Source organism: Mycobacteroides abscessus ATCC 19977, assembly GCF_000069185.1.
Classification (GTDB): Bacteria; Actinomycetota; Actinomycetes; order Mycobacteriales; family Mycobacteriaceae; genus Mycobacterium; species Mycobacterium abscessus.
Window position 1 is genome coordinate 2045826 of record NC_010397.1, and the last position, 19772, is coordinate 2065597.

General features: G+C 66.4%; 20 protein-coding genes and 1 pseudogene. 14 read left to right on the forward strand and 7 right to left on the reverse strand.

From position 1 onward, the window contains the following. The first annotated feature begins 31 nt into the window (after positions 1-31). The 3 genes from MAB_RS10460 to MAB_RS10470 all read left to right on the forward strand — a co-directional run bounded on the left by MAB_RS10460 (position 32) and on the right by MAB_RS10470 (position 2052). The gene (locus MAB_RS10460; protein ID WP_005086620.1) at positions 32-469 is read left to right on the forward strand and encodes a PaaI family thioesterase; all 438 of its coding nucleotides are present in this window, start codon (positions 32-34) and stop codon (positions 467-469) included. Continuing rightward, a complete protein-coding gene (locus MAB_RS10465) occupies positions 469-1380 on the forward strand; it encodes an alpha/beta fold hydrolase (protein WP_005086619.1) in 912 nt (303 codons plus the stop codon). The genes MAB_RS10460 and MAB_RS10465 overlap by 1 nt, the downstream gene beginning before the upstream one ends. 90 nt (positions 1381-1470) lie before the next feature. Next, positions 1471-2052 (forward strand): TetR/AcrR family transcriptional regulator, encoded by a 582-nt coding sequence (locus tag MAB_RS10470; protein ID WP_005110548.1) that lies wholly within the window; start codon positions 1471-1473, stop codon positions 2050-2052. 16 nt (positions 2053-2068) lie between these two features. On the opposite strand, the gene MAB_RS10475 is transcribed toward MAB_RS10470, so the two are convergent. Genes MAB_RS10475 through MAB_RS10485 form a run of 3 tightly spaced genes read right to left on the reverse strand, consistent with a single transcriptional unit; the run spans position 2069 to position 5004 of the window. Next, positions 2069-3268, reverse strand: a complete 1200-nt coding sequence (locus MAB_RS10475) for an NAD(P)/FAD-dependent oxidoreductase (protein WP_005086617.1) — start codon at positions 3266-3268, stop codon at positions 2069-2071. Next, positions 3265-4653, reverse strand: coding sequence for a cytochrome P450 (locus MAB_RS10480; RefSeq protein ID WP_005086616.1), 1389 nt, complete (start codon positions 4651-4653; stop codon positions 3265-3267). The genes MAB_RS10475 and MAB_RS10480 overlap by 4 nt, the downstream gene beginning before the upstream one ends. Before the next feature lie 30 nt (positions 4654-4683). Beyond that, positions 4684-5004, reverse strand: a complete 321-nt coding sequence (locus MAB_RS10485) for a 2Fe-2S iron-sulfur cluster-binding protein (protein WP_005086615.1) — start codon at positions 5002-5004, stop codon at positions 4684-4686. A 114-nt stretch (positions 5005-5118) separates the two neighbouring features. On the opposite strand from MAB_RS10485, the gene MAB_RS10490 reads away from it, so the two are divergent. From MAB_RS10490 to MAB_RS10540, 11 genes are all read left to right on the forward strand, one after another. Beyond that, complete coding sequence (locus MAB_RS10490) at positions 5119-6123, forward strand: helix-turn-helix domain-containing protein (RefSeq protein WP_005086614.1); 1005 nt, start codon at positions 5119-5121, stop codon at positions 6121-6123. Between the two features lie 282 nt (positions 6124-6405). Continuing rightward, complete coding sequence (locus tag MAB_RS10495; RefSeq protein ID WP_005110553.1) at positions 6406-7572, forward strand: thiolase family protein; 1167 nt, start codon at positions 6406-6408, stop codon at positions 7570-7572. Continuing rightward, positions 7569-8006: a Zn-ribbon domain-containing OB-fold protein gene (locus MAB_RS10500; RefSeq protein ID WP_005061010.1), complete on the forward strand. Its 438-nt coding sequence runs from the start codon at positions 7569-7571 to the stop codon at positions 8004-8006. Before MAB_RS10495 ends, MAB_RS10500 begins: the two co-directional genes overlap by 4 nt. Next, entirely contained in the window at positions 8003-9046 is a 1044-nt protein-coding gene (locus tag MAB_RS10505) for an LLM class flavin-dependent oxidoreductase (protein ID WP_005086613.1), read from the forward strand. The genes MAB_RS10500 and MAB_RS10505 overlap by 4 nt, the downstream gene beginning before the upstream one ends. Continuing rightward, positions 9039-9497 carry an FAS1-like dehydratase domain-containing protein gene (locus tag MAB_RS10510; protein ID WP_005086612.1) on the forward strand — a complete coding sequence of 153 codons (459 nt, stop codon included), beginning with the start codon at positions 9039-9041 and terminating at the stop codon, positions 9495-9497. Before MAB_RS10505 ends, MAB_RS10510 begins: the two co-directional genes overlap by 8 nt. Next, positions 9494-9919: a dihydroxy-acid dehydratase gene (locus MAB_RS10515; RefSeq protein ID WP_005086611.1), complete on the forward strand. Its 426-nt coding sequence runs from the start codon at positions 9494-9496 to the stop codon at positions 9917-9919. Before MAB_RS10510 ends, MAB_RS10515 begins: the two co-directional genes overlap by 4 nt. Before the next feature lie 32 nt (positions 9920-9951). After that, positions 9952-10443, forward strand: coding sequence for an FAS1-like dehydratase domain-containing protein (locus MAB_RS10520; RefSeq protein WP_005115562.1), 492 nt, complete (start codon positions 9952-9954; stop codon positions 10441-10443). Then, positions 10440-10910, forward strand: a complete 471-nt coding sequence (locus tag MAB_RS10525) for a hotdog family protein (protein ID WP_005086609.1) — start codon at positions 10440-10442, stop codon at positions 10908-10910. Before MAB_RS10520 ends, MAB_RS10525 begins: the two co-directional genes overlap by 4 nt. A gap of 43 nt (positions 10911-10953) precedes the next feature. Further along, entirely contained in the window at positions 10954-11721 is a 768-nt protein-coding gene (locus MAB_RS10530; RefSeq protein ID WP_005086608.1) for an enoyl-CoA hydratase/isomerase family protein, read from the forward strand. Between the two features lies 1 nt (position 11722). Next, the gene (locus MAB_RS10535; RefSeq protein WP_005110556.1) at positions 11723-12538 is read left to right on the forward strand and encodes a TIGR03084 family metal-binding protein; all 816 of its coding nucleotides are present in this window, start codon (positions 11723-11725) and stop codon (positions 12536-12538) included. Continuing rightward, entirely contained in the window at positions 12535-14259 is a 1725-nt protein-coding gene (locus tag MAB_RS10540; protein WP_005110557.1) for an acyclic terpene utilization AtuA family protein, read from the forward strand. The genes MAB_RS10535 and MAB_RS10540 overlap by 4 nt, the downstream gene beginning before the upstream one ends. Here MAB_RS10540 and MAB_RS10545 read toward each other — a convergent pair. The 4 genes and pseudogenes from MAB_RS10545 to MAB_RS10560 form a co-directional block, all read right to left on the reverse strand. After that, a complete protein-coding gene (locus MAB_RS10545) occupies positions 14256-14849 on the reverse strand; it encodes a TetR/AcrR family transcriptional regulator (RefSeq protein ID WP_005086604.1) in 594 nt (197 codons plus the stop codon). The two genes, MAB_RS10540 and MAB_RS10545, sit on opposite strands and share 4 nt — an antisense overlap. A 213-nt stretch (positions 14850-15062) precedes the next feature. Next, positions 15063-16500 (reverse strand): annotated as a pseudogene (locus MAB_RS10550) (AMP-binding protein). A 26-nt stretch (positions 16501-16526) separates the two neighbouring features. Then, the gene (locus MAB_RS10555; protein WP_005086601.1) at positions 16527-17681 is read right to left on the reverse strand and encodes an acyl-CoA dehydrogenase family protein; all 1155 of its coding nucleotides are present in this window, start codon (positions 17679-17681) and stop codon (positions 16527-16529) included. Positions 17682-17735: 54 nt separating this feature from the next. After that, positions 17736-19769, reverse strand: a complete 2034-nt coding sequence (locus tag MAB_RS10560) for an ATP-binding protein (RefSeq protein WP_005110563.1) — start codon at positions 19767-19769, stop codon at positions 17736-17738. Positions 19770-19772: the final 3 nt, after the last annotated feature.

A 19772-nucleotide genomic window follows, 5' to 3' on the forward strand; every position in this document is an offset into this window, starting at 1 on the left:
TGTCTCGACGGCAGATGAGGTAGGAGGGCCTGTGCAATTCACCACGTTCAACGAACAGGTCGCTGAGCAACTCAAGAGCGCAGCAGAAACCACGGGCGGGTTGGCCGGTTACCTCGGCTTCCGTCACACCGAATTCGCTGCGGGACGGCTCGTCGCGGAGATGGACGCACGCGACGACCTGAAGACGCCGTTCGGCAACCTGCATGGGGGCTGCTTATCGGCCATGGTCGACCACTGCCTCGGCGTGGTGTTTTATCCCGTGATTCCACTGGGATCTTGGGTCGCGACAACGGAGTTCAAACTGAATCTGCTTCGTCCGGTCTCCAGCGGCACCTGTGTAGCCACAGCTGAGATCATCGCGCTGGGCAGAACCAGCGGGGTGGCGCGGATCGACATCTGCAACGACGGCAGAGCGGTGTGTGCGGCCCAGGGAACCGTCACCGTCGTCGCACCGAAGACGAGCTCCTGATGTCGGCAAAGAGAACAGGCGATTCGTCGGCTCCTGTGGTCGAGCGCGTGCCCACGGCAGACGGGCTGGCGCTGGCCGTCGACCTCTACCACTGTGACGCACCGCGGGCGGTCGTGTTGCTCCTTCACGGCGGCGGTCAAAGCCGACACGCCTGGGACGTCACCGCCCAACGCCTGCACCAGCGGGGATACACGGTGGCCGCGTACGACACCAGGGGACACGGGGACAGCGACTGGGACCCCGACGGACGCTATGACATGGACCGGCTGGGGTCCGACCTATTGGCCGTGCGCTCATACGCCGATTCCGGCCGCCCCGTCGCCGCGATCGGCGCATCTCTGGGCGGGTTGACCATTCTCGGAACACACTTGCTCGCCCCGCCGGATCTATGGCAGGCCGTCGTGCTGGTTGACGTCACTCCGCGAATGGAGATGGACGGCGCCCGACGAGTCGTAGCGTTCATGTCGGCACACCCCGAAGGTTTCGACAGCCTAGAGTCGGCCGCTGACGTGATCGCCGCCTACAACCCGCACCGCCCTCGCCCCGAAAACCTCGACGGGCTCCGAAAAGTCCTCGCCCGTCGCGAAGACGGTCGCTGGTCCTGGCGATGGGATCCAGCCTTCGTGACGTCGAATTTCCAGTTCCTGCAGGGTGATCCAGACGAGGGCGCTGAGTACTTCGAGATGATGAGCGCCTTCCTTCTCGATGGTGCGCGGCAGGTGTCCGCGCCAACGCTGCTGGTCCGGGGCCTACTATCTGACATCGTCTCCGAAGAGACAGTAAGGCATTTCCTGACCGTCGTTCCGCACGCGCAAACCGTTGACGTGTCGGGCGCGGGACACATGATTGCCGGCGACAACAACGACGCATTCTCGACGGCGGTCGTCGAATTCCTCGACAGGACCATATGAACCCTGCTGTCGGTTGACTGCCCATGTAGGGCTGGCGCCTATCCTGCTCCTATGCCAACTGAACCAGTGCGGGTGTCTTTCCGCCGGCATGTGCGCGAAAAGGTTTTGAGGGCGACACGAGAACTCGCCATCGAGAAGGGCTGGGATCAGGTCCGGATGAGCGAGGTTGCCGAATCGGTCGGCGTCTCCCGCCCGACGTTGTACAAAGAGTTCGGCGACAAACAGGGGCTCGGCGACGCGCTTGTGGTGTCGGAGGGCCAGCGCTTTATGGAAGGCATTCTTGCCGTCCTTGCCGAACACGTGGGCGACGTGCGGGGCGGCATCACCGCAGCGGTGCAATTCACCCTCTGTGAAGCAGAAGACAGCCCGCTCCTCAAGGCAGTTCTGACGTCCAACCCTTCGGGGAATGATCGCGGTGGCTCGTCGTCTACTGGAGTCCTACCTCTTCTGCCGACGTCGGCTTCCCTGCTTCAGCTCTGCTCCGCGGCTCTGATCACGTGGTTTAACGACCACTTCGACGATCTCGATCCCGAAGACGTTGAGGAGGTCGCAGATGTTCTGGTGCGACTGACAGTGAGTCATGTTGTACTCCCCGCCGCGGACATCGCCACCACCGGTGAGCGGATCTCCCGCGTAGCACTCAGGTACCTGGGAGTTGTCCACAGTTTGTAGCCAGCAAGCTCTCGTGTCAGATCGAGCCGGCGAGGAGCTCTGAGCGGTCAACTCGGAGCTGCTGGCTGATGGCCCGCTTACTGGACATGAAATCGCGAGGACGATTGACGCAGTCGGCGGCGATGAGTTCGCCCTCGCGGAAGTAGAAGCAGCTGAAGTCACGGTCACGCGACGGGTCACCACTGAGCAACAGTTCGTCGTATCCGGCGTTGAGACCGGCAATCTGGAGTTTGAGATCGTACTGGTCGGACCAGAACCACGGAAGCGCAGCGATTGCGCTGTGTTTTCCGCAGATTGTCGCCGCAGCGATCTTGGCCTGCTCGCCGGCGCTCGATACGGATTCCAAACGAATACGCGAGCCGTATCGAGCCATGGTGTGGCTCGTGCAGTCGCCGGCGGCCACGATGTCGGGGTCGCTGGTGCGGGCCTGGTCGTCGATCACGATGCCGTTGTCGACGGATAATCCTGCGGCCGAGGCGAGCTCGGTGTTCGGCACCACACCGACGCCGACGATGACCAAGTCGGCGGGGATCGATTCGCCGTCAGCCAGCACGACCTCCTGCACCCCACCGTTACCGGAGAAGGCTTCGACGAGGGCGTGTGTTCGGATCTCCACTCCCTCGCCGCGGTGGATTCGCGTGTAAAACGCGGAAACCTCCGGCGCGGTGACCCTTTCGAGTACACGCTCGGTTGCCTCGAGGACGGTGACGTTCATGCCGAGCGAACACAGCGAGGCCGCCGTTTCCAACCCGATGTAACCGCCGCCCACGATCACAACCCTCCGACCCGGTGTGGCGGCGGCACGGATCAACTCGACGTCTGCAGCGGTACGCAGGTAGTGAATTCCGGGAAGATCCACCCCTGGTGTGGGGAGTCGTCTGGCCCTTGCGCCGGTGCACAACGCGAGCTTGGTGTACGTCAGCGTGTCGCCGGTGCTCAGAGACACACGCTTGGCACTCCGGTGGATCGCCTCCACGGTCGCATTCAAGAGTCGAATGTGCTGCTTTTCGTAGAAATCAGCGCCGCGAATCAGGAGGTCGTCGAGGCCGTTCTTGCCGGCCAGGTATCCCTTCGACAACGGAGGCCGGTGGTAGGGCAGTCCCCCCTCGTCGCCGATGAGCACGACCTCCCCAGACCACCCCTCCCTTCGAAGATTAGCTGCCAACTGCGCGCCGGCGTGGCTCGCGCCGACGATCACCGCTCGTTCGGGAGTCATGCACTCGGCCTGGGAGTGAGGCGAACCATCAGCTTGCTGATACCCCTGACGAAATTCGATTGCACATACTCGGGTTCGCCGACCACCTCGATGTTCTCAAAGCGAGGGAGCAATTCCTCCCACAGGATTCGAAGCTGCAACTCAGCAAGTCGGTTTCCCATGCACCTGTGCACGCCGAACCCGAACGAGATGTGATTGCGGGCGTTGCTCCTATCGATGATCAACTCATCGGCCCGCTCGAAGACACGCTCATCGCGGTTACCAGAGGCGTACCACATCACGACCTTGTCGCCCTTGCGGATGAATTGCCCGTTCAACATGATGTCTTTTTTCGCGACTCGGCGCATGTACGCCAACGGGGTCTGCCAGCGAATGATCTCGGACACCATGTTGGGAATCAGGTCAGGGTTCGCCTTCAACTTCTCGAACTGATCGGGGAACTGGTTCAAGGCGAGAACCCCTCCGCTCATCGAGTTGCGAGTCGTGTCGTTTCCCCCGACGATCAGCAATACCAAATTGCCGAGGAATTCCATCGGGCGGTCGATGAGATCCTTAGTGTCCTCGTTGGCCTGCAGCATCGTGATCAGATCGAAGCCCGGTCGCTCCCCGTTGGCGGTACGGGCCGCCTTGTCATGCCAGAGAGCGCTGAGCCCCTTCGCCATGTCGACCATGCCACGAAACACTCTGTCGTTGTCGGAAGGACCGCCATTGGCTTGCTCCATGGAGGTGGCGAGGTCCGACCATTCCACGAGCTTGTGCCGCTGCTCGTACGGGAAGTCCAGCAGGGTCGCGAGCATGCGCGCTGTCAGTTCGATGGAGACGTGGTGCACCCAATTGAACGGCTGATCCACCGGTAGATCGTCCAGCACTTCCTGGACACGCGAGCGGATCAGCCCCTCCATCTCGCGCAGGTTCTTCGGCGCGACAACCCCTTGGACGGAAGCGCGCTGCAAGTCGTGTTGTGGCGGATCCATCGCGATGAACATGGCGATGTCCATAAAACGAGGCGGTCTCCCGATGATGATGAACGGCTCTGCGGAGAAAGCCTCGTGGTTCTTGTCGACGGCGATGATGTCCGCGTGGCGGGTCACCGACCAGAACGGGCCGAACGGACTGCGAGCCTGGTAATGCACCGGCGCCTCGTTGCGCACGCGTTCGAAGTAGGACTTCCAGCGGCCTTGGCGGTAGAGGAACGGGTTGCTGAGATCGATGTCGGCGATATCGACGTCCTCGACCGGAGGAATGGGCGTCTCGGTGAAGATCTTCTTACCATTGGTTCCGGTTACCCACCGACGTGTCTTGTCGTAGAGGTGTGCGCCGCGGATTTGCAGCTCCAGAGGCACGGCAGACTGGGCTTTGGCGGCCACTGCCGCGGGAATACTCATTATTGTTTCCTCCAAATCCATGACGTTGTTTCAGAGCTGGAACTCAGGTAGCTCGACCGTCAAGCCATCCCATGCCTCGGAGGCGGCCATCTGGCAGGACAGCCTCGACGTCCGCTGACGCTCGGGGTTCATCGCGAGCATCTCCTCTTCGTTGGCGCCGCAGAGTCCCACCGTGTCCGACCACTCGGGAGCGACGATCACGTGGCATGTTCCGCATGCGGCTTCCCCTCCGCAATCGCCGTCGATGCCGGGCACCGCGTTATTGACCGCAATCTGCATCAAGGACTGCCCTTCGGCCAAGGGGGCTTCGTACTTCTCGCCGTCATGAGAGACGAAGGTGACGACTGCCATGATTAACTCTCCTCAATCTGGAACTTCTCTTTTTAGTGTTGTCGCGCGTGACCAGCGTCGCTAGACTCGCAGGAGTCAAAGAGTTGTGTTTTTAGCTCACGCGCAGGGAGGCACGTGAAACTCGACGACTCGGGTATGCCAGCGCTGGCTTTCCTGCAGATGCTGGACAGTGAGGCGCTGGGGCATGACGCCAGCATTGCGCTGCGCAGCATCATGGTTCGCGAGCACGTCACCGAGTCGATGTTGGTGGGCCGCGACGCGCAGGTCCCCTTACGGTGGTTCAGGGAGATATATTCCGATTTCGATTGTGATCAGGGAACCCGTCTGGGTTTCGCGTTCGCTGAACACGCCAAACTGACGTCCTTTGGGGCACTCAGTGTTCCCTTGGTCAGCGCGGGCTCGGTAGCCGAGGTTGTCGAGTTGCTTGCTTATCTGCCGGTGATCACCACAGCCCTCAGCCCGTCGTTCCATTCGACGGAACGCGGCCTCACGATCGGGCTCACCGGTCGCACCGGTGACGCGGGCCTGAACTGCCTGGCCGTCACCTACGGTGGGCTGGCGCTGTTGCGTCTGCTCGACATGCTCGCGGGTGCCGTACCGAATATTGAACTGCATCTGAGTCATTCAGCGCCGGAGTCGTGGGTTCTTCATGACGAAGTGTTGGCGGGTCGGATCTTCTTCGACGCCCCCAGCTCGTTCGTCCACGTTCCCGCGGCTACGCTGGAGGAGGTCTGTCGATTCTCCGATCCTGTGGCGTACCGGATTGCCGTCACCGATTTGCAGCGAACTCTCGATCAACGACGTGACACGTCGGTCTCCGAAAAAGTAAGGGACCTGCTCGAGAAAGATCCCGGAAAAACGAACATCAGCCGGACGGCGGGCGAGCTCTCGATATCCCCGAGCACGTTGAAGCGGCGCCTGCGCGAAGAGGGGACCACCTTTCGAGAATTACGTCAGTCGTTCTTGCAGGAGCGAGCAATTCTGCGAATTCTCGACAGATCGGTGTCTGTAAGCGAGATCGCGGCAGAACTCGGGTACGCGGACCTCACGAACTTCACACATGCGTTCAAACGGTGGACCGGTCGGTCACCGCGCCACTTCAGAAAAACGCGCGACTGAGCGCGCAAAGTTCCGCCCGGGCGCGTGCCGGGCGTCCACCGGAACCAGCGGGCTTCGCGATCGGCCTCATCTGTCACCTGGACATCGTCGAGAAACGACACGATCGGCGCGGGTTTCGGTCATCGCAGCACCCTCTTGGGAAGAGGCGCAACGACATCCAGAGAATCCATACCGCGCTGGCGGCGGGTGCGGGCCGGGGGTGACGCGGACCCCCTAGTCACGCTATGCTAACCGTCGTTCACGTCGGGACCGGCGTTGAACGCGTGGTCGGAAGGAGTCCGGATGCCACACGACCAGCCGGCCATCATCGGTGCCGCCGAAGTCGCTCCAGGAAGAAACGTTCCGTACACCTCCACTGAATTGCATGTGCGCGCCGCGGTCGCGGCTCTCGCCGACGCAGGGGTGGTCCCAGACGAGGTCGACGGTCTCGTGTGCGCCGGGCCGATGACGAACGAGGGTTCGATCTTCCTGTCCGAGGACCTCATGGACTATCTCGGGCTGCACAACCTGAAACTTCAGATGACCTGTCAGCTTGGCGGCGGGACCCATCTGGCCATGACGCGCATGGCGAGTAACGTCATCGCCCGGGGCGAGGCCGAGACGGTGCTGGTCGTGTCGGCGGGCAAGTTTCCACCGATCCGCGATGGCGGGCGCGAACTGATGGCGCTGGTGTGTGACCACGCGTTCGAGATGCCCTACGGACCCTCCGTGCCGGCGCTGTACGGTTTGATCGCGCAGGCCTGGATGCACGAGACGGGACAGGGCAAGGCGGACATCGCCGAGGTCACCGCGTCGCAGGACCGGTGGGCCGCGCTGAATCCCGCGGCGATCGCGCACCGCTCACAACGCCTGACTGTGGAGGACGTGCTGGCGTCCCGCCCGATCGCCGGGCCGTTCCACTTCTACCACTGCTCGATTCCCTGCGAGGGCGGTGGCGCGCTCGTGCTGGGCTCGGCCCGCCGGGCTCGCGCGGGCAAACACCGGCCGGTACACCTGCTCGGGTTTGGAGAGGGTCACACCCACGGTTTTCTGACCTCGCTGGCCCGCCCGGGTCGTACCGGGGCCGCCCGTTCGGGTCCGATGGCCTTCGAGCGCTCCGGACGGGCGCCGGCCGACATCGACATCGCCTTGCTCTACGACGCCTTCGCCTCAAACCCGGCGATGATCCTGGAGGAGGCGGGCTTCGTGAAGCCCGGCGGGGCAGGCGATTTCTACCGTGACGGCCGCGCCGATCCGGGGGGCGACCTTCCGGTGAACACCGACGGCGGCCTGATCCGGTTCGGGCACACCGGGACCTCCTCTGGCATTTCGCAGATCCTCGAGGGTTATTGGCAGTTGTCCGGTCGCGCCGAGGGCCGTCAGGTCTTCGGGGCGGACACCGCGTTCGTGCACAGCTACGGCTCGATGCTGTGCAGTCACGTCAGCATGGTGATGGAGGGAGCGTCATGACCGCAGCTTCGAGTTCCCTCGACGGTCTGCACGATCCTGAGGCGCTGCCGCCGCTGACCGATGTCAACCGTCCCTACTTCGCAGCAGCGGCCCGCGGCGTACTCGTCTTCCAGCGGTGCGCGAACGGCCACCCGTTCCTCTACCCGCGGCTGGTGTGTCCCGTCTGCCATGACGGTGAGTTGGCCTGGGAGACCGCGGCGGGTACTGGTGAGATCGTCAGTTTCGCGCCGGTGTACCGCCCCCCGTGGGACTCGTTCCCGCGCAGCGAGCCGTACGTCGTCGTGCTCGTTCGTCTGGACGAGGGGCCGCAGTTGTTGGCCAGTCTCGAGGGCGTGGCCCCCGATGAAGTTGCGATCGGCGCAAGAGTGCGCGCAGTGTTCGAGCGGGTGAACGAGGACCTTGGGCTGGTCCGATTCAGGCCGGCGGCGTCGTGAGCACGTACGGGGTCTCGGTGCTCGGCGCGGACTTGGCCACCCTTGTCGAGACCGCCGAGGCTACCGACCTCGCCGGCTTCGACGCCGCCTGGGCCTCGGAGTTCTACTCGCGCTCCGGCTCGATCTCGATGGCCGCGATGGCCGCGCGCACAAAGCGCTGCCGCATCGGGTCGTCGATCCTGTATGGCGTCGGGCGCAGCCCGCTCGTGCTCGCCACCGAGGCGCGTGACCTCGACGAGCTTTCAGGCGGGCGCGTCGTGCTCGGGCTCGGCAACGGCACACGCCGCATGATGAGCGACTGGCACGGCGTGGAGGACACCTCCGCTCCCGCTCTGCGCATGGAGGAGCTGGTCCCGCTCGTGCGTCGGATCTGGAACCTGCACGAGGGCCCCGTGCGCCATGAGGGTCGCTTCTATCGGATGAATCTCGTCCCGACCGGCGACGTCGCGCCGCCGCAGCGGGCCATCCCGATCATCACCGCGGGCGTGCGTCCGCGGATGTGCGAGGTGGCAGGGCGCGTCGCCGACGGGTTGGCCGGTCATCCGCTATTCACCACGACCTACGTCGAGGAGGTCGCCCGCCCAGCCGTCGTGCGCGGTGCGGAGCGGGCCGGACGCGATCCCGCCGACATTGAGATCGTCTCGATGGTCATCTGCGCGGTGCACGACGACCCACAGATCGCACGCCGTGAGGCCGCGCAGCAGATCGCGTTCTACTCCTCGGTGAAGACCTACGAACACGTTCTCGATGTGAGCGGCTTCGCCAGGCAGGGGGCGGCGATTCGCGACGCGTTCGCGCGGCGTGACCTGCCGGCCATGTTCGCAGCCGTCACCGACGACATGATCGACGCGATGGCGGTGGCCGGCACCGCCGCCGAGGTCCGAGAAGGGCTGCGCCGCTACGAGGGCGTGCTGGACCACATCGTTCTCTACTCACCCTCGATCGGCCTCGCGCCCGAGCGCATCGCCGAGAACCTAGGCAGCCTCATTCGCGATTGTGCACCGGCCTTCGCCGGCGGGAAAGGTGACCAGAGTGGCTGACGCATCGCTCATCGGGACGCAACTCGGGAGCACCACATTTCCCGTCGACCGGTCCAAAGTGCGCGAGTTCGCGCTGTCCCTCGACGACCACGACCCGATCTACCAGGACGCCGCAGCGGCCCGCGCCGCCGGCTTCGGCGCGATCCCCGCTCCGCCGACCTTCGTCGTCTCCTCGGCTCACTGGCGCGCCGACGACGACATGTTCGGCGCCCTCGGGCTCGACCTGCGACGCGTACTGCACGGTGAGTGCGGCTGGGAGTATTTCGCGCCGGTGGTCGTCGGCGACGAGCTCACCGAGACGCGTCGGGTGTCGAACGTGACCAGCCGCGAGGGCAAGCGCGGCGGCACCATGACAATCGTGACGATCGAGACCGACTTCACCAACCAGCGCGACGAACTCGTCGTGCGCCAGACCGACGTCTTGATCGAAACCGGAGGCTCCACCCAATGACGACATCCCCCGCGCCGGTGGCGTTGGCCGCCGGCGACGAGATGCCGAGCTCACAGTTCGGCCCGCTGACGCGCTCGCACATCGTCCGCTACGCCGGGTCCGGCGGCGACTTCAACCCGATCCACCATGACGAGGAGTTCGCCCGCGCGGCCGGCATGCCCGGTGTGTTCGGTATGGGACTGCTGCACGGCGGTGTGCTCGCCCAGCGGCTGACCGCCTGGGTGGGGCTGGCCAACATCCGCTCGTTCCGCATCCGGTTCACCGGTCAGGTATGGCCCGGTGACCTGCTCAGCTTCGGCGGCAGGGTCACCGGCGTGCGCGAGGCCGGAGGGCAGCAGGTGGCAGACCTCGAACTCGTGGTCACGCGCCAGTCCGGCGAACCCGCGATAAAGGGGAGCGCCGTCGTGCAGGTGGCCCGGTGAGCGCGCCAACGAGCGACGTCACCGGCCTCGGGATGACATTCGGGACCTTCGACGAAGGCCGGGCGTGGGTCGGTCATCGCTCCGAACCGCGGCGTGCGTGGTTCCCGATCGACCGCTCGATGGTGTTGTACTACTGCTCGCTCGTCGAGGACGCGAACCCCCGTTACTGGGAGGGTGAGGACTGCCCGCCCGGGCTGCTGATGAGCCTCGGCTTCGCGCCGCAGTGGGTGCCCGGGTACCTAGCGCGTGCCGACATGATGTTCGCGCTCAGCGTCCCGTTGCCGGGCCACCACATCATCAACGCCTCGACGACGACGGAGTTCGAACGCCGGCCCCGGGTAGGCGATCACGTGTCGATCGTGGAGGAGATCGCCTCGATCTCCGAGCCGAAGACGACGCGGGTGGGCACCGGCGTGTTCATCACCACGGTGAGTACGTTCTCCGACCAGCACGGTGAGGTCATCGGCCGCAACACCAACGTGCTCTTCCGATACGACACCGCCGATAGTGAAGGCGCATCATGAACGGATCCACCGAGCACAGCATGGTCCGCTTCCCCGTGCGGTTCGAGGACATCGCCGTCGGCGACACCCTGACGCCCGTCTCGATCGAGATCAGCTACAAGCGCATCTGCATGAACGCGGCTTCGACATGGGACTGGTTCCCCGGTCACCACGACCCCGACTACGCGCGCAGCCAGGGCCAGCGCACAATCTACCTGTCAACCCTCTTCTTCCATGGCTTCATCGACCGCGGCCTCAACGAATGGGCCGGACCCGACGCGCTCATCCGGCGCCGCAGAATCTCAATGATCCGGTCGATCTACCCGGGCCAGACCGCGACCCTGAGCGGCAAGGTCGTGGCCAAACGCGACGATGGCGGACGGCGCCTCGTCGACCTCGAGTTGCTCGTCTCGAGCGAAGATGGTCCGTGCGTGCCGAGTGAAGCCACCGTTGAGCTGGCCGACCCGTTTGTCGAGGTGCCGGGGTGAACTGCCACTCACATGCGAGACGACGGTGAGGGACGGAGGCTCGGTGGCCGAGCAACCGATTCGCTACGAGGTCGTCGACAGCGTGGCCTGGCTGACGATCAACCGGCCCGAGGCGCGCAACGCGCTGAACAACGCTGTGCGCACGGGGCTTATCGACGCGGTACTCCGCTTCAATGACGACGACGCGGCGAAGGTGCTCGTCCTCACCGGCGTGGGCGATAAGGCGTTCTGCGCCGGCGGGGACTTGAAGGAGATGGCGCAGAACGCGCTCAAGGTGCCCCCGAAGGACTTCGCTCCGCAGTTCGGCCGCAACATCGATGTCGCGAAGCCGACGATCGCGGCCGTCAACGGTGTCGCGTTCGCCGGGGGCTTCCTGCTCGCGCAGCAGTGCGACCTGGTCGTGGCCGCCGAACACGCGACCTTCGCCGTCAGCGAGGTCAAGGTCGGCCGCGGTTCGCCGTGGGCGACACCCCTGTCGTGGCTGGTGCCCCCGCGCGTTGCCATGCAAATCCTGCTGACCGGCGACCCGATCACCGCCGCGCGCGCCCACCAGGTCGGCTTGGTCAATGAGGTGGTGCCGGCCGATCAGTTACGCGAGCGTACCCAGCAGTTGGCGCTCAGCATCGCCGCGAACGCACCGCTGTCCGTGCTCGCGTCCAAGCGCACCGTGTACCTCTCGGCGCAGCACCACCTCGCCGCCGCGTACGACCTGGCCGACGAGATATGGGAGCCGGTCTATCTGAGCGACGACGCGCAGGAAGGCCCGGCGGCGTTCCGCGAGAAGCGCGCGCCGCAGTGGAAGGGACACTGACATGGCGGTGAGCATGCAGTCGGTTATCACCGACATCGAAGCGGAGACGGCAGCCCTACGCGGATTGGTCGCGCCGCTGACCGAAGGTCCGCGCGGCTGGGACGCGCCGACTCCGGCCGTGGGCTGGACGATCCGCGACCAGATCAGCCATCTGGCGTTCTTCGACGACGTCGCGGTGCGCTCGGCCACCGACCCCGACGGGTTCAGCAGCGACTACCTGCCGATGATGGCCGACGGAGCCATCTCACCCGACGTCATCGCCGAGCGCTACCGTCAAATGCCGGCTGCCGACCTGCTCGCGTGGTTCGACACGTCGCGTGCCGCCCTCGTTGCGGCGTTCGCGGACATTGCCCCGGCGACCCGCCTGCCGTGGTTCGGGCCGCCGATGAGCGCGGTCTCGTCGCTGACAGCGCGACTCATGGAGACCTGGGCGCACGGCCAGGACGTCGTCGACGCGCTCGGCGCGACCCGCGAGGCCACGGCACGGCTGCGTCACGTGGCCCACATCGGGGTGGGTGCACGCGCGTTCAGCTACCTGGCCAACGGTCTGGACCTGCCCGCGGACCCGGTACGCGTTGAGCTGACCGCTCCGGACGGCAGCGTCTGGACGTGGGGGCCAGCCGACGCGGCCAACCGCGTGAGCGGGCCGGCGCTCGACTTTTGCCTGTTGGTCACCCAACGCCGCCACCGCGACGACACCGCTTTGGTCGCCGACGGCCCGCTGGCCGACCACCAGTGGCTCGCGATCGCCCAGGCCTTCGCGGGGCCCCCTGGCGGCGGGCGCGTGGCGGGCCAGTTTGCAGGGCGTCAGCGGTGAGCGTCCCGGTCCGCATCGGCAACTGCTCCGGCTTTTACGGCGACCGCATCGCCGCAGCCCGCGAGATGGTCGAGGGCGGACCGATCGACGTCCTGTGCGGTGACTATCTGGCCGAGCTGACCATGCTCATCCTGGCCAAGGCCCAGGCCAAAGACCCGTCCGGCGGGTACGCGCGGACTTTCCTCACCCAAATGGAACAGGTGCTGGGCACCTGTCTCGATCATGGCATCAAGGTCGTCGCGAACGCGGGCGGGCTGAATCCCGCCGGCTTGGCCGCCGCGTTGCGCGAGCTGTCCGCCCGTCTCGGCCTCACCGCGCGCGTCGCTCACGTCGAGGGCGACGACCTACGTGGCGACCTCCACGCAATCACGCCGCCCGTCGGCGACATCAAACCGGTATCGGCCAACGCGTACCTCGGCGCCTGGGGCATCACCGAGGCGCTGCGTTCGGGCGCCGACGTCGTCGTGACCGGCCGGGTCACCGACGCATCCCTGGTCGTCGGTCCAGCCGCCTGGTGGCACGCCTGGGCACCCGCCGACTGGGATCGGCTCGCGGGCGCGGTCGTCGCCGGGCACGTGATCGAGTGCGGCCCTCAGGCGACGGGCGGCAACTACGCGTTCCTGGACGAGATCACGGACCGCCGCTACCCGGGGTTTCCGATCGCCGAGGTCGCCGAGGACGGCTCTTCGGTGATCACGAAGCATCCCGGCACCGGGGGACTGGTCTCAGTCGGCACGGTCACCGCCCAGCTGCTCTACGAGACCGCTGAACCTGCCTACCTCGGCCCCGACGTCGTCGCCCACTTCGACACCATCCGGCTGGCTCAACAGGGTGAGCACCGCGTCGCGATCAGCGGTACGAAAGGCAGTCCGCCGCCGGACACGTTGAAGGTGGCGTTGAATGAGGTGGGCGGCTTCCGTAACACAATGACCATGGTGCTCACCGGCCTCGACATCGGGGCCAAGGCGGCTTTCGCCGAACAGCAGCTCTTCGACGTTCTCGGCGGACGCGACGCCTTCGACGAAGTCGACGTGAGGCTGTTGCGTTTCGACGTCTCCGACGCACCGACGAACGAGCAAGCCTGCGCGCACCTGCGTGTGACGGTGAAGGACGCCGACCCGCGCAAGGTGGGCCGAGCCTTCTCCGGGGGGGTCATGGAGATCGCCCTGGCTGGTTTCGCCGGCTTCCACACCACCACGCCACCGTCCTCGGAGACCGCCTTCGGCGTCTACCGGCCGGCCTACGTAGCGCGGTCGGCCCTCACGCACGTACTCGTCGACGCCGACGGCACACGGCACGAGATCCCCGACCCGCCGACCGGTGCCGTCCCGCCGGCTAGGATCGCCGCGCTCGCGAAGCTGCCAGTGCCGTCCGGGCCGACACGTCGCGCGCCGCTCGGGTCGGTACTCGGCGCGCGGTCCGGAGACAAGGGCGGCAACGCTAACCTCGGCCTGTGGGCACGGGATGACCCTGGGTACGCGTGGGCGCGTGACTACCTCAGCGTCGAGCGGCTGCGCACTCTGCTCGGGCCGGAGACGGCGCACCTGCCCATGGAGCGCTTCGAACTGCCGAACCTGCGCGCCCTCAACGTGGTGGTGCACGGCTTGCTCGGTGACGGGGTGGCCTCCTCGACCCGGCTGGACGCACAGGCCAAGGGGCTCGGGGAATACGTGCGGTCCCGCATGGTGGACATTCCCCAGTCGCTGCTCGACACACACTAAATCCGGTGCGGGGCGCCGTCTACCTGCTGTGTAACCGCGCGGCTGAACAGCGCCGCAACGGCCGCGGCGGCCAGCATCGCCTCAATCGTCGCGTCGTCCAGCGACGCCGGCATGTACGCGGACGCGTTGAGCAATGACAGCACGGCGGCGACCAGGCCCTGTGCGCGCTCACGGTCCAGATCGCCCCGTGCTCGTACGAGTGCCTCGACCCAAAAGGACTCGTAGCTGTGCTGTCGGCGTCGCAGGGCACGGGTCGCCAGCGGCGACAGCGAGCGGTGCTCGCGGGCGTAGACGGCCAACAGGCCGCGTCGTCGCGCGCCGAAGGCCGCGTGCAGGTCGACAAGGGCGTGCAGGACCTCCGTCGGTGTGCCGGCCGTGGTGGCGCGCCGGGCGCCGGCCAGCAGCTCAGTCATGGCGGCGTCGCATAACTCGCGAAGGATCGCGTCCTTGTTCTGAAAGTGCCGGTAGACGGCCGGCCCGCTCACCCCTGCTGCGGCACCGATGTCGTCGATGCCCACGGCGTGAAAGCCTTGCCGCGCGAACAGGTCGGCGGCGGCCTCGAGGAGCAGTTTGCGGCGCAAACCGGCCACTTTCAGGCCTCCTGTCGATTTGTGGTTACGTTGTTCGCCGTCCGATCCGCTGGGCTGGGATCCTACCGACGCTGGGGTTGCCTGCGTCGGCACCCGCCGCACCGAATCGAGGGAGGTGAACGAAACCGCTAGCCCCCGCCGATGCTGTCGATCCTTTTCTCAGTTCATGATTTAGGGGCCCTGCTCCGAACCCGCGATGTGCAGCGGCACGACTCAGCGCAAAACGACTCCGCCCTCGATGCCCGTGAACTGCGCGCGCAGCTCGGTCTTGAGCAGCTTGCCGGTGGCGTTGCGCGGCAGTTCGGCGACGAAGTGCACGTCACGCGGACACTTGAAGTGTGCCAGCCGCTCCCGGCACCACGCCACGATCTCCTCGGCGCTCGGCGCCTGCGTCGCCGGGTCGGCAACCACGACCGCGACGACGCGTTCGCCCCACTTCGCGTCCTTACCGCCGATCACGGCGGCGTCGAACACCGCCGGGTGGCGGAAGAGGACCTGCTCGACCTCGATCGGGTAGACGTTCTCGCCGCCGGAGATGATCATGTCCTTCTTGCGGTCGACGAGGGTGATGAAGCCCTCCGCGTCCATGCGCCCGAGATCGCCCGTGTGGAACCAGCCCCCGCGCAACGCCGTCGACATGCATCGCGACGCGGCCGATCGACCCGGCCCGCGTGCTGATGTTCTCGGCGTCGAGGACGGTCACCAGGGGAGCGGTCTCGGTCATGCCGAAGCCCTCGGTGAAGGGCACGCCTCGCTCGCGCATGAAGTCGCTGACCGTGAGGGGGACGGGCGACCCGCCGCCCATGGCGAAACGCAGCGCAGACAGGTTGAAGGAGTCGAAGTCGGACACCTGTGTGAGAGCGGTCCACATGGCCGGCACCATGAACTGAACCGTGACGTGGTGGTCGGCCATCGCCTGCAGCGTAGCTCGCGGCTCGAAGGACGGCATGATGACGCTGGTGCCGCCGACGTAGAGCAGCGGCAGGGTGTGTACTCCCAGCCCGCCGATGTGGAACATCGGCGCCACCGCGACGGTGACGTCCTCGCCCCGCAGGCCGATGTCGGTGCCGAGGACGTTGATCGCGTTCCATAGCAGGTTGTCGTGGGTGAGGATCGCGCCCTTGGGTCGGCCCGTCGTCCCCGACGTGTACATGATGAACGCGGGGTCGCTGCCGTCGACGTCACCGTTGAGCGGTTCGGGCGCGGCGCCCGAGACGACGTCTTCGTAGCCGAGCTCGCCCGGCGCCGGCGCCCCACCGGCGCGTACGACATGGCGCACGCGGACTCCGGACTCGGTGACGGCGCTCTTGGCCTGCGCGGCGAACGGCTCGTGGAAGACCAGAACATCGGCGCCTGAGTCGGCCAGGATGTAGCCGATCTCGGGTCCGGCAAGGCGCACGTTGAGCGGAACTGCAAGTGCGCCGATTTTGGCGCAGCCCAGCAGCACCTGGATGAACTCGGTCGAATTGACCAGCAGCATCGCGACCCGATCGCCCTTGCGCACGCCGAGGGCGATGAGTGCGGCGGCGACCTGGTTGGTGCGCCGATCGAGGTCGGCGTAGGTGATGTGCGCGCCGTTGCTGATCAACGCGGTGCGCCCGCCGTTGAGGAAGGCGCGCCGGGTCACCCACTGACCGATGCCGAGTTGCATGCGATTCCCTTTCCGTCCGCGGCGACTCAGTAGGACGCGGGCAGTTTCAGGCTGTGCTGCGCCACGAAGTTGAGGATCATTTCGCGGCTGATCGGCGCGGTGCGCATGAGCCGGGCCGGACCCCACAACGTGGCGAGGCCGTACTCGGTGGCCATGCCGTTGCCGCCGTGGGTCTGAATCGCCTGGTCGAGCGCCAGGATGCCCGCCTCGGCTGCGGCATATTTCGCCATGTTCGACGCCTCACCCGACCCCGGATCGCCGGCGTCGTGCAGGGCGGCGGCACGCTGGGTCATCAACCGGGCCAGCTCGACCTGGATCTTGGCGTGGGCGAGGGGGTGCGATACGCCCTGGTGCGAGCCGATCGGCGCTCCCCACACGTGGCGGTTGCGGGCGTAATCGGCGGCTTTATCCAGCGCGTAACGGCCGATGCCGTTGCCGAGCGCTGCCCCCATGATTCGCTCCGGGTTCAGGCCCATGAAGACCTGGCGCAGGCCCTCGTTCTCCGTGCCGATAAGGTTGGCGGCCGGCACGCGGACGTCATCGAAGAATAGAGTGAACTGCTTCTCTGGAGTGACCGCCTGGACCGGGATGAGTGACTTGGTGAGCCCGGGGACATCGGTGGGCACGACGAGCAGGCTGAGTAGTCCGCGACCACTGTCGTTGGTAGACGTTCGGGTGACGACCAGGATCGCTTCGGCTTCGTCGACACCGGAGATGTAGTACTTGGTGCCGTTGATGACCCAGTCGTCGCCGTCGCGTTTCGCGGTCGTGGAGATGTTGTGCGAGTTCGAGCCCGCGTCCGGCTCGGTGATTGCGAATGCCATGATCGTCTCGCCGCTGGCGATGCCCGGCAGCCACTGCTGCTTGAGTTCCTCACTGCCGAATGCCTGGATGATCGTGCCGCAGATGGTTGGCGAGACGACGGTCATCAGCAGCGGGCAGCCCGCCGCGGCGAGCTCCTCACCGACGATCTGCATGTCGTAGATGCCGCCGCCGCCGCCGCCGTACTGCTCGGAAAGGTTCACCCCGAGGAAGCCCTGTTTGCCCACGGCCTGCCACAGCTCGGTGCTCTTCGCGCCGGCCAGCGATTTTTCCAGGTAGTACTCGTGTCCGAAGTCCTTGGCGATCTCGGCGACCGCCTTGCGCAGGTCCTGACGTTCCTCTGTCTCGTGCAATTCCATGACACTCCTCACATCGGTATCGACGCGCCACCGATCGGGAGCGCGCCGGGTTCATTAGAGCTCGGTGGCGTCCGACGCCACTTCACCGCCGTCCACCGCCTCGACCACGGCGAGGACGTCACCGCTCGAGACCTGATGGCCGACCTGGACCGGCAGGGCGCTCAGCACCCCGTCGATCGGGCTCGCGACGGTGTGCTCCATCTTCATCGCCTCCAGGACGACAAGGGTTTGGCCCGCCGAGACCGTCTCGCCCTCGGCGACCGGTAGTCGGATCACCGAGCCCGGCATCGGCGCGGTGAGCGACCCGGGCGGGTTGAGAGTGCTCGGGTCGACGAAGCGTGGCGCCAGCCGCAGGGCGGAGTAGCCGGCGACCGAGTCGAGGTGGGCAACATCGCCGTCGAGGACGACATCATAAGTGCGGCGCACCCCGTCGACGCGCAGCACCACCCGCTCGCTACTGCCCTCGACAACCTCGACGTCGGCCAACGGCTCGTCGTCGACCTGCAGGCAGGTCCCTGTCGAACCTAACGTGTACCCGACGCGCACTTCGCGCCCACCCTGGGTCTGCCAGGTCGTGGTCTGCGGCTGCGAAGGGTTGTTGCGCCAGCCGGCGGGCAACGTGGCCTGCAGAGTTGCGACGGCACGCCGCGCGGCCACCCCGGCCACGGTCGCCGCGACGGCGTGCAGGCGCTCGGACTGCGTGTCTGGGAGGGCAGCGCCGAGTTGGGCGACGTCGTGTCGCTCAAGGAACCCAGTGTCGGTGCCCCGCCCGGCGAACTCGTCATGGCGCAGGACGCGAACAAGCAGGTTGCGATTGGTGGTCACGCCGTGAATACGGGCGCCGGCCAGCGCCGCCGAGAGGCTGGCAAGTGCCTCGTCGCGCGTTGGTGCCCACGCGATGACCTTGGCCAGCAGCGAATCGTAGTAATGACTGATGACCGAACCGGCACGAAAACCCGAGTCAACCCGCACGCCGGCAAGCGCCGGGACATCCAAGGTGCGCAGGGTGCCGGTACAGGGCCGGTAGTCATCGGCCGGATCCTCGGCGCACAGACGGGCCTCGACCGCGTGACCGCGAATTCGCGGGTTGTGCATCTCCTCAGGCAGCGGGCGGCCCATGGCTACGAGCAGCTGGGCACGCACCAGGTCGAGGCCGGTGATCAGCTCGGTAACCGGGTGCTCGACCTGCAGCCGGGTGTTCATCTCGAGGAAGGCGAAGGAGTCGGCTTTGCCATCCTGAGCGGCGTCGTAGACGAACTCGACCGTCCCGGCGCCTACGTAGCCGACGGCGCGCGCGGCGGCGATGGCGGCCTCGCTCATCCGAGCGCGCAACGCGTCGTCGACGACCGGTGACGGCGCCTCCTCGATCACCTTCTGGTGTCGACGCTGCACGGAGCACTCGCGCTCGAACAGAGAGACGACGTTTCCGTGCGTGTCGGCCATGATCTGGATCTCGACGTGGCGTGGGCGCTGGACGTAACGCTCGAGGAAGACGGTGCCGTCGGCGAACGCGGCGGCGGCCTCACGCGAAGCGGAGGTGACCGCTTCGTCGAGCTCGTCCGGCGACGCGACAATGCGCATGCCTCGGCCACCGCCGCCGGCGCTGGCCTTGACCAGCACGGGGTAGCCGACGTCGGCGGCCAGCTTCGCCAGCTGCTCGGCCGATAGCCCCGTCGTGTCGCCACCGGGCAGCACAGGCACCCCCGCGTCGGACATCGTCTTCTTGGCCTGCAGCTTCGAGCCCATCGCGTCGATCGCCCCGGGCGGCGGACCGATGAAGACGAGGTCGGCGGCGGCACAGGCGCGCGCGAACCCGGCGTTTTCCGAAAGGAAGCCGTAGCCGGGGTGTACTGCGTCCGCGCCGGTGAGCGAGGCAGCGGCGATGATCCGGTGGATGTCGAGGTAGGTCTCAGCGGCAGACGAGCCGGGAAGGTGCACGGCCTCGTCGGCGTCGGCGACGTGCCACGCGTCGGCGTCGGCGTCGGAATAGACCGCGACGGTGGCGATGCCGAGATCGCGGCAAGTGCGGAACACCCGCCGCGCGATCTCGCCACGGTTGGCGACCAGGACCTTGCGGATCTTGGGCATCGC

Coding starts and splice junctions, on each gene's coding strand:
- MAB_RS10535 (WP_005110556.1), top strand. CDS start 11,723: ATGGCGGTGAGCATGCAGTCGGTTATCACCGACATCGAAGCGGAGACG.
- MAB_RS10515 (WP_005086611.1), top strand. CDS start 9,494: ATGACGACATCCCCCGCGCCGGTGGCGTTGGCCGCCGGCGACGAGATG.
- MAB_RS10525 (WP_005086609.1), top strand. CDS start 10,440: ATGAACGGATCCACCGAGCACAGCATGGTCCGCTTCCCCGTGCGGTTC.
- MAB_RS10560 (WP_005110563.1), bottom strand. CDS start 19,769: ATGCCCAAGATCCGCAAGGTCCTGGTCGCCAACCGTGGCGAGATCGCG.
- MAB_RS10520 (WP_005115562.1), top strand. CDS start 9,952: ATGACATTCGGGACCTTCGACGAAGGCCGGGCGTGGGTCGGTCATCGC.
- MAB_RS10475 (WP_005086617.1), bottom strand. CDS start 3,268: ATGACTCCCGAACGAGCGGTGATCGTCGGCGCGAGCCACGCCGGCGCG.
- MAB_RS10485 (WP_005086615.1), bottom strand. CDS start 5,004: ATGGCAGTCGTCACCTTCGTCTCTCATGACGGCGAGAAGTACGAAGCC.
- MAB_RS10500 (WP_005061010.1), top strand. CDS start 7,569: ATGACCGCAGCTTCGAGTTCCCTCGACGGTCTGCACGATCCTGAGGCG.
- MAB_RS10480 (WP_005086616.1), bottom strand. CDS start 4,653: ATGAGTATTCCCGCGGCAGTGGCCGCCAAAGCCCAGTCTGCCGTGCCT.
- MAB_RS10465 (WP_005086619.1), top strand. CDS start 469: ATGTCGGCAAAGAGAACAGGCGATTCGTCGGCTCCTGTGGTCGAGCGC.
- MAB_RS10495 (WP_005110553.1), top strand. CDS start 6,406: ATGCCACACGACCAGCCGGCCATCATCGGTGCCGCCGAAGTCGCTCCA.
- MAB_RS10555 (WP_005086601.1), bottom strand. CDS start 17,681: ATGGAATTGCACGAGACAGAGGAACGTCAGGACCTGCGCAAGGCGGTC.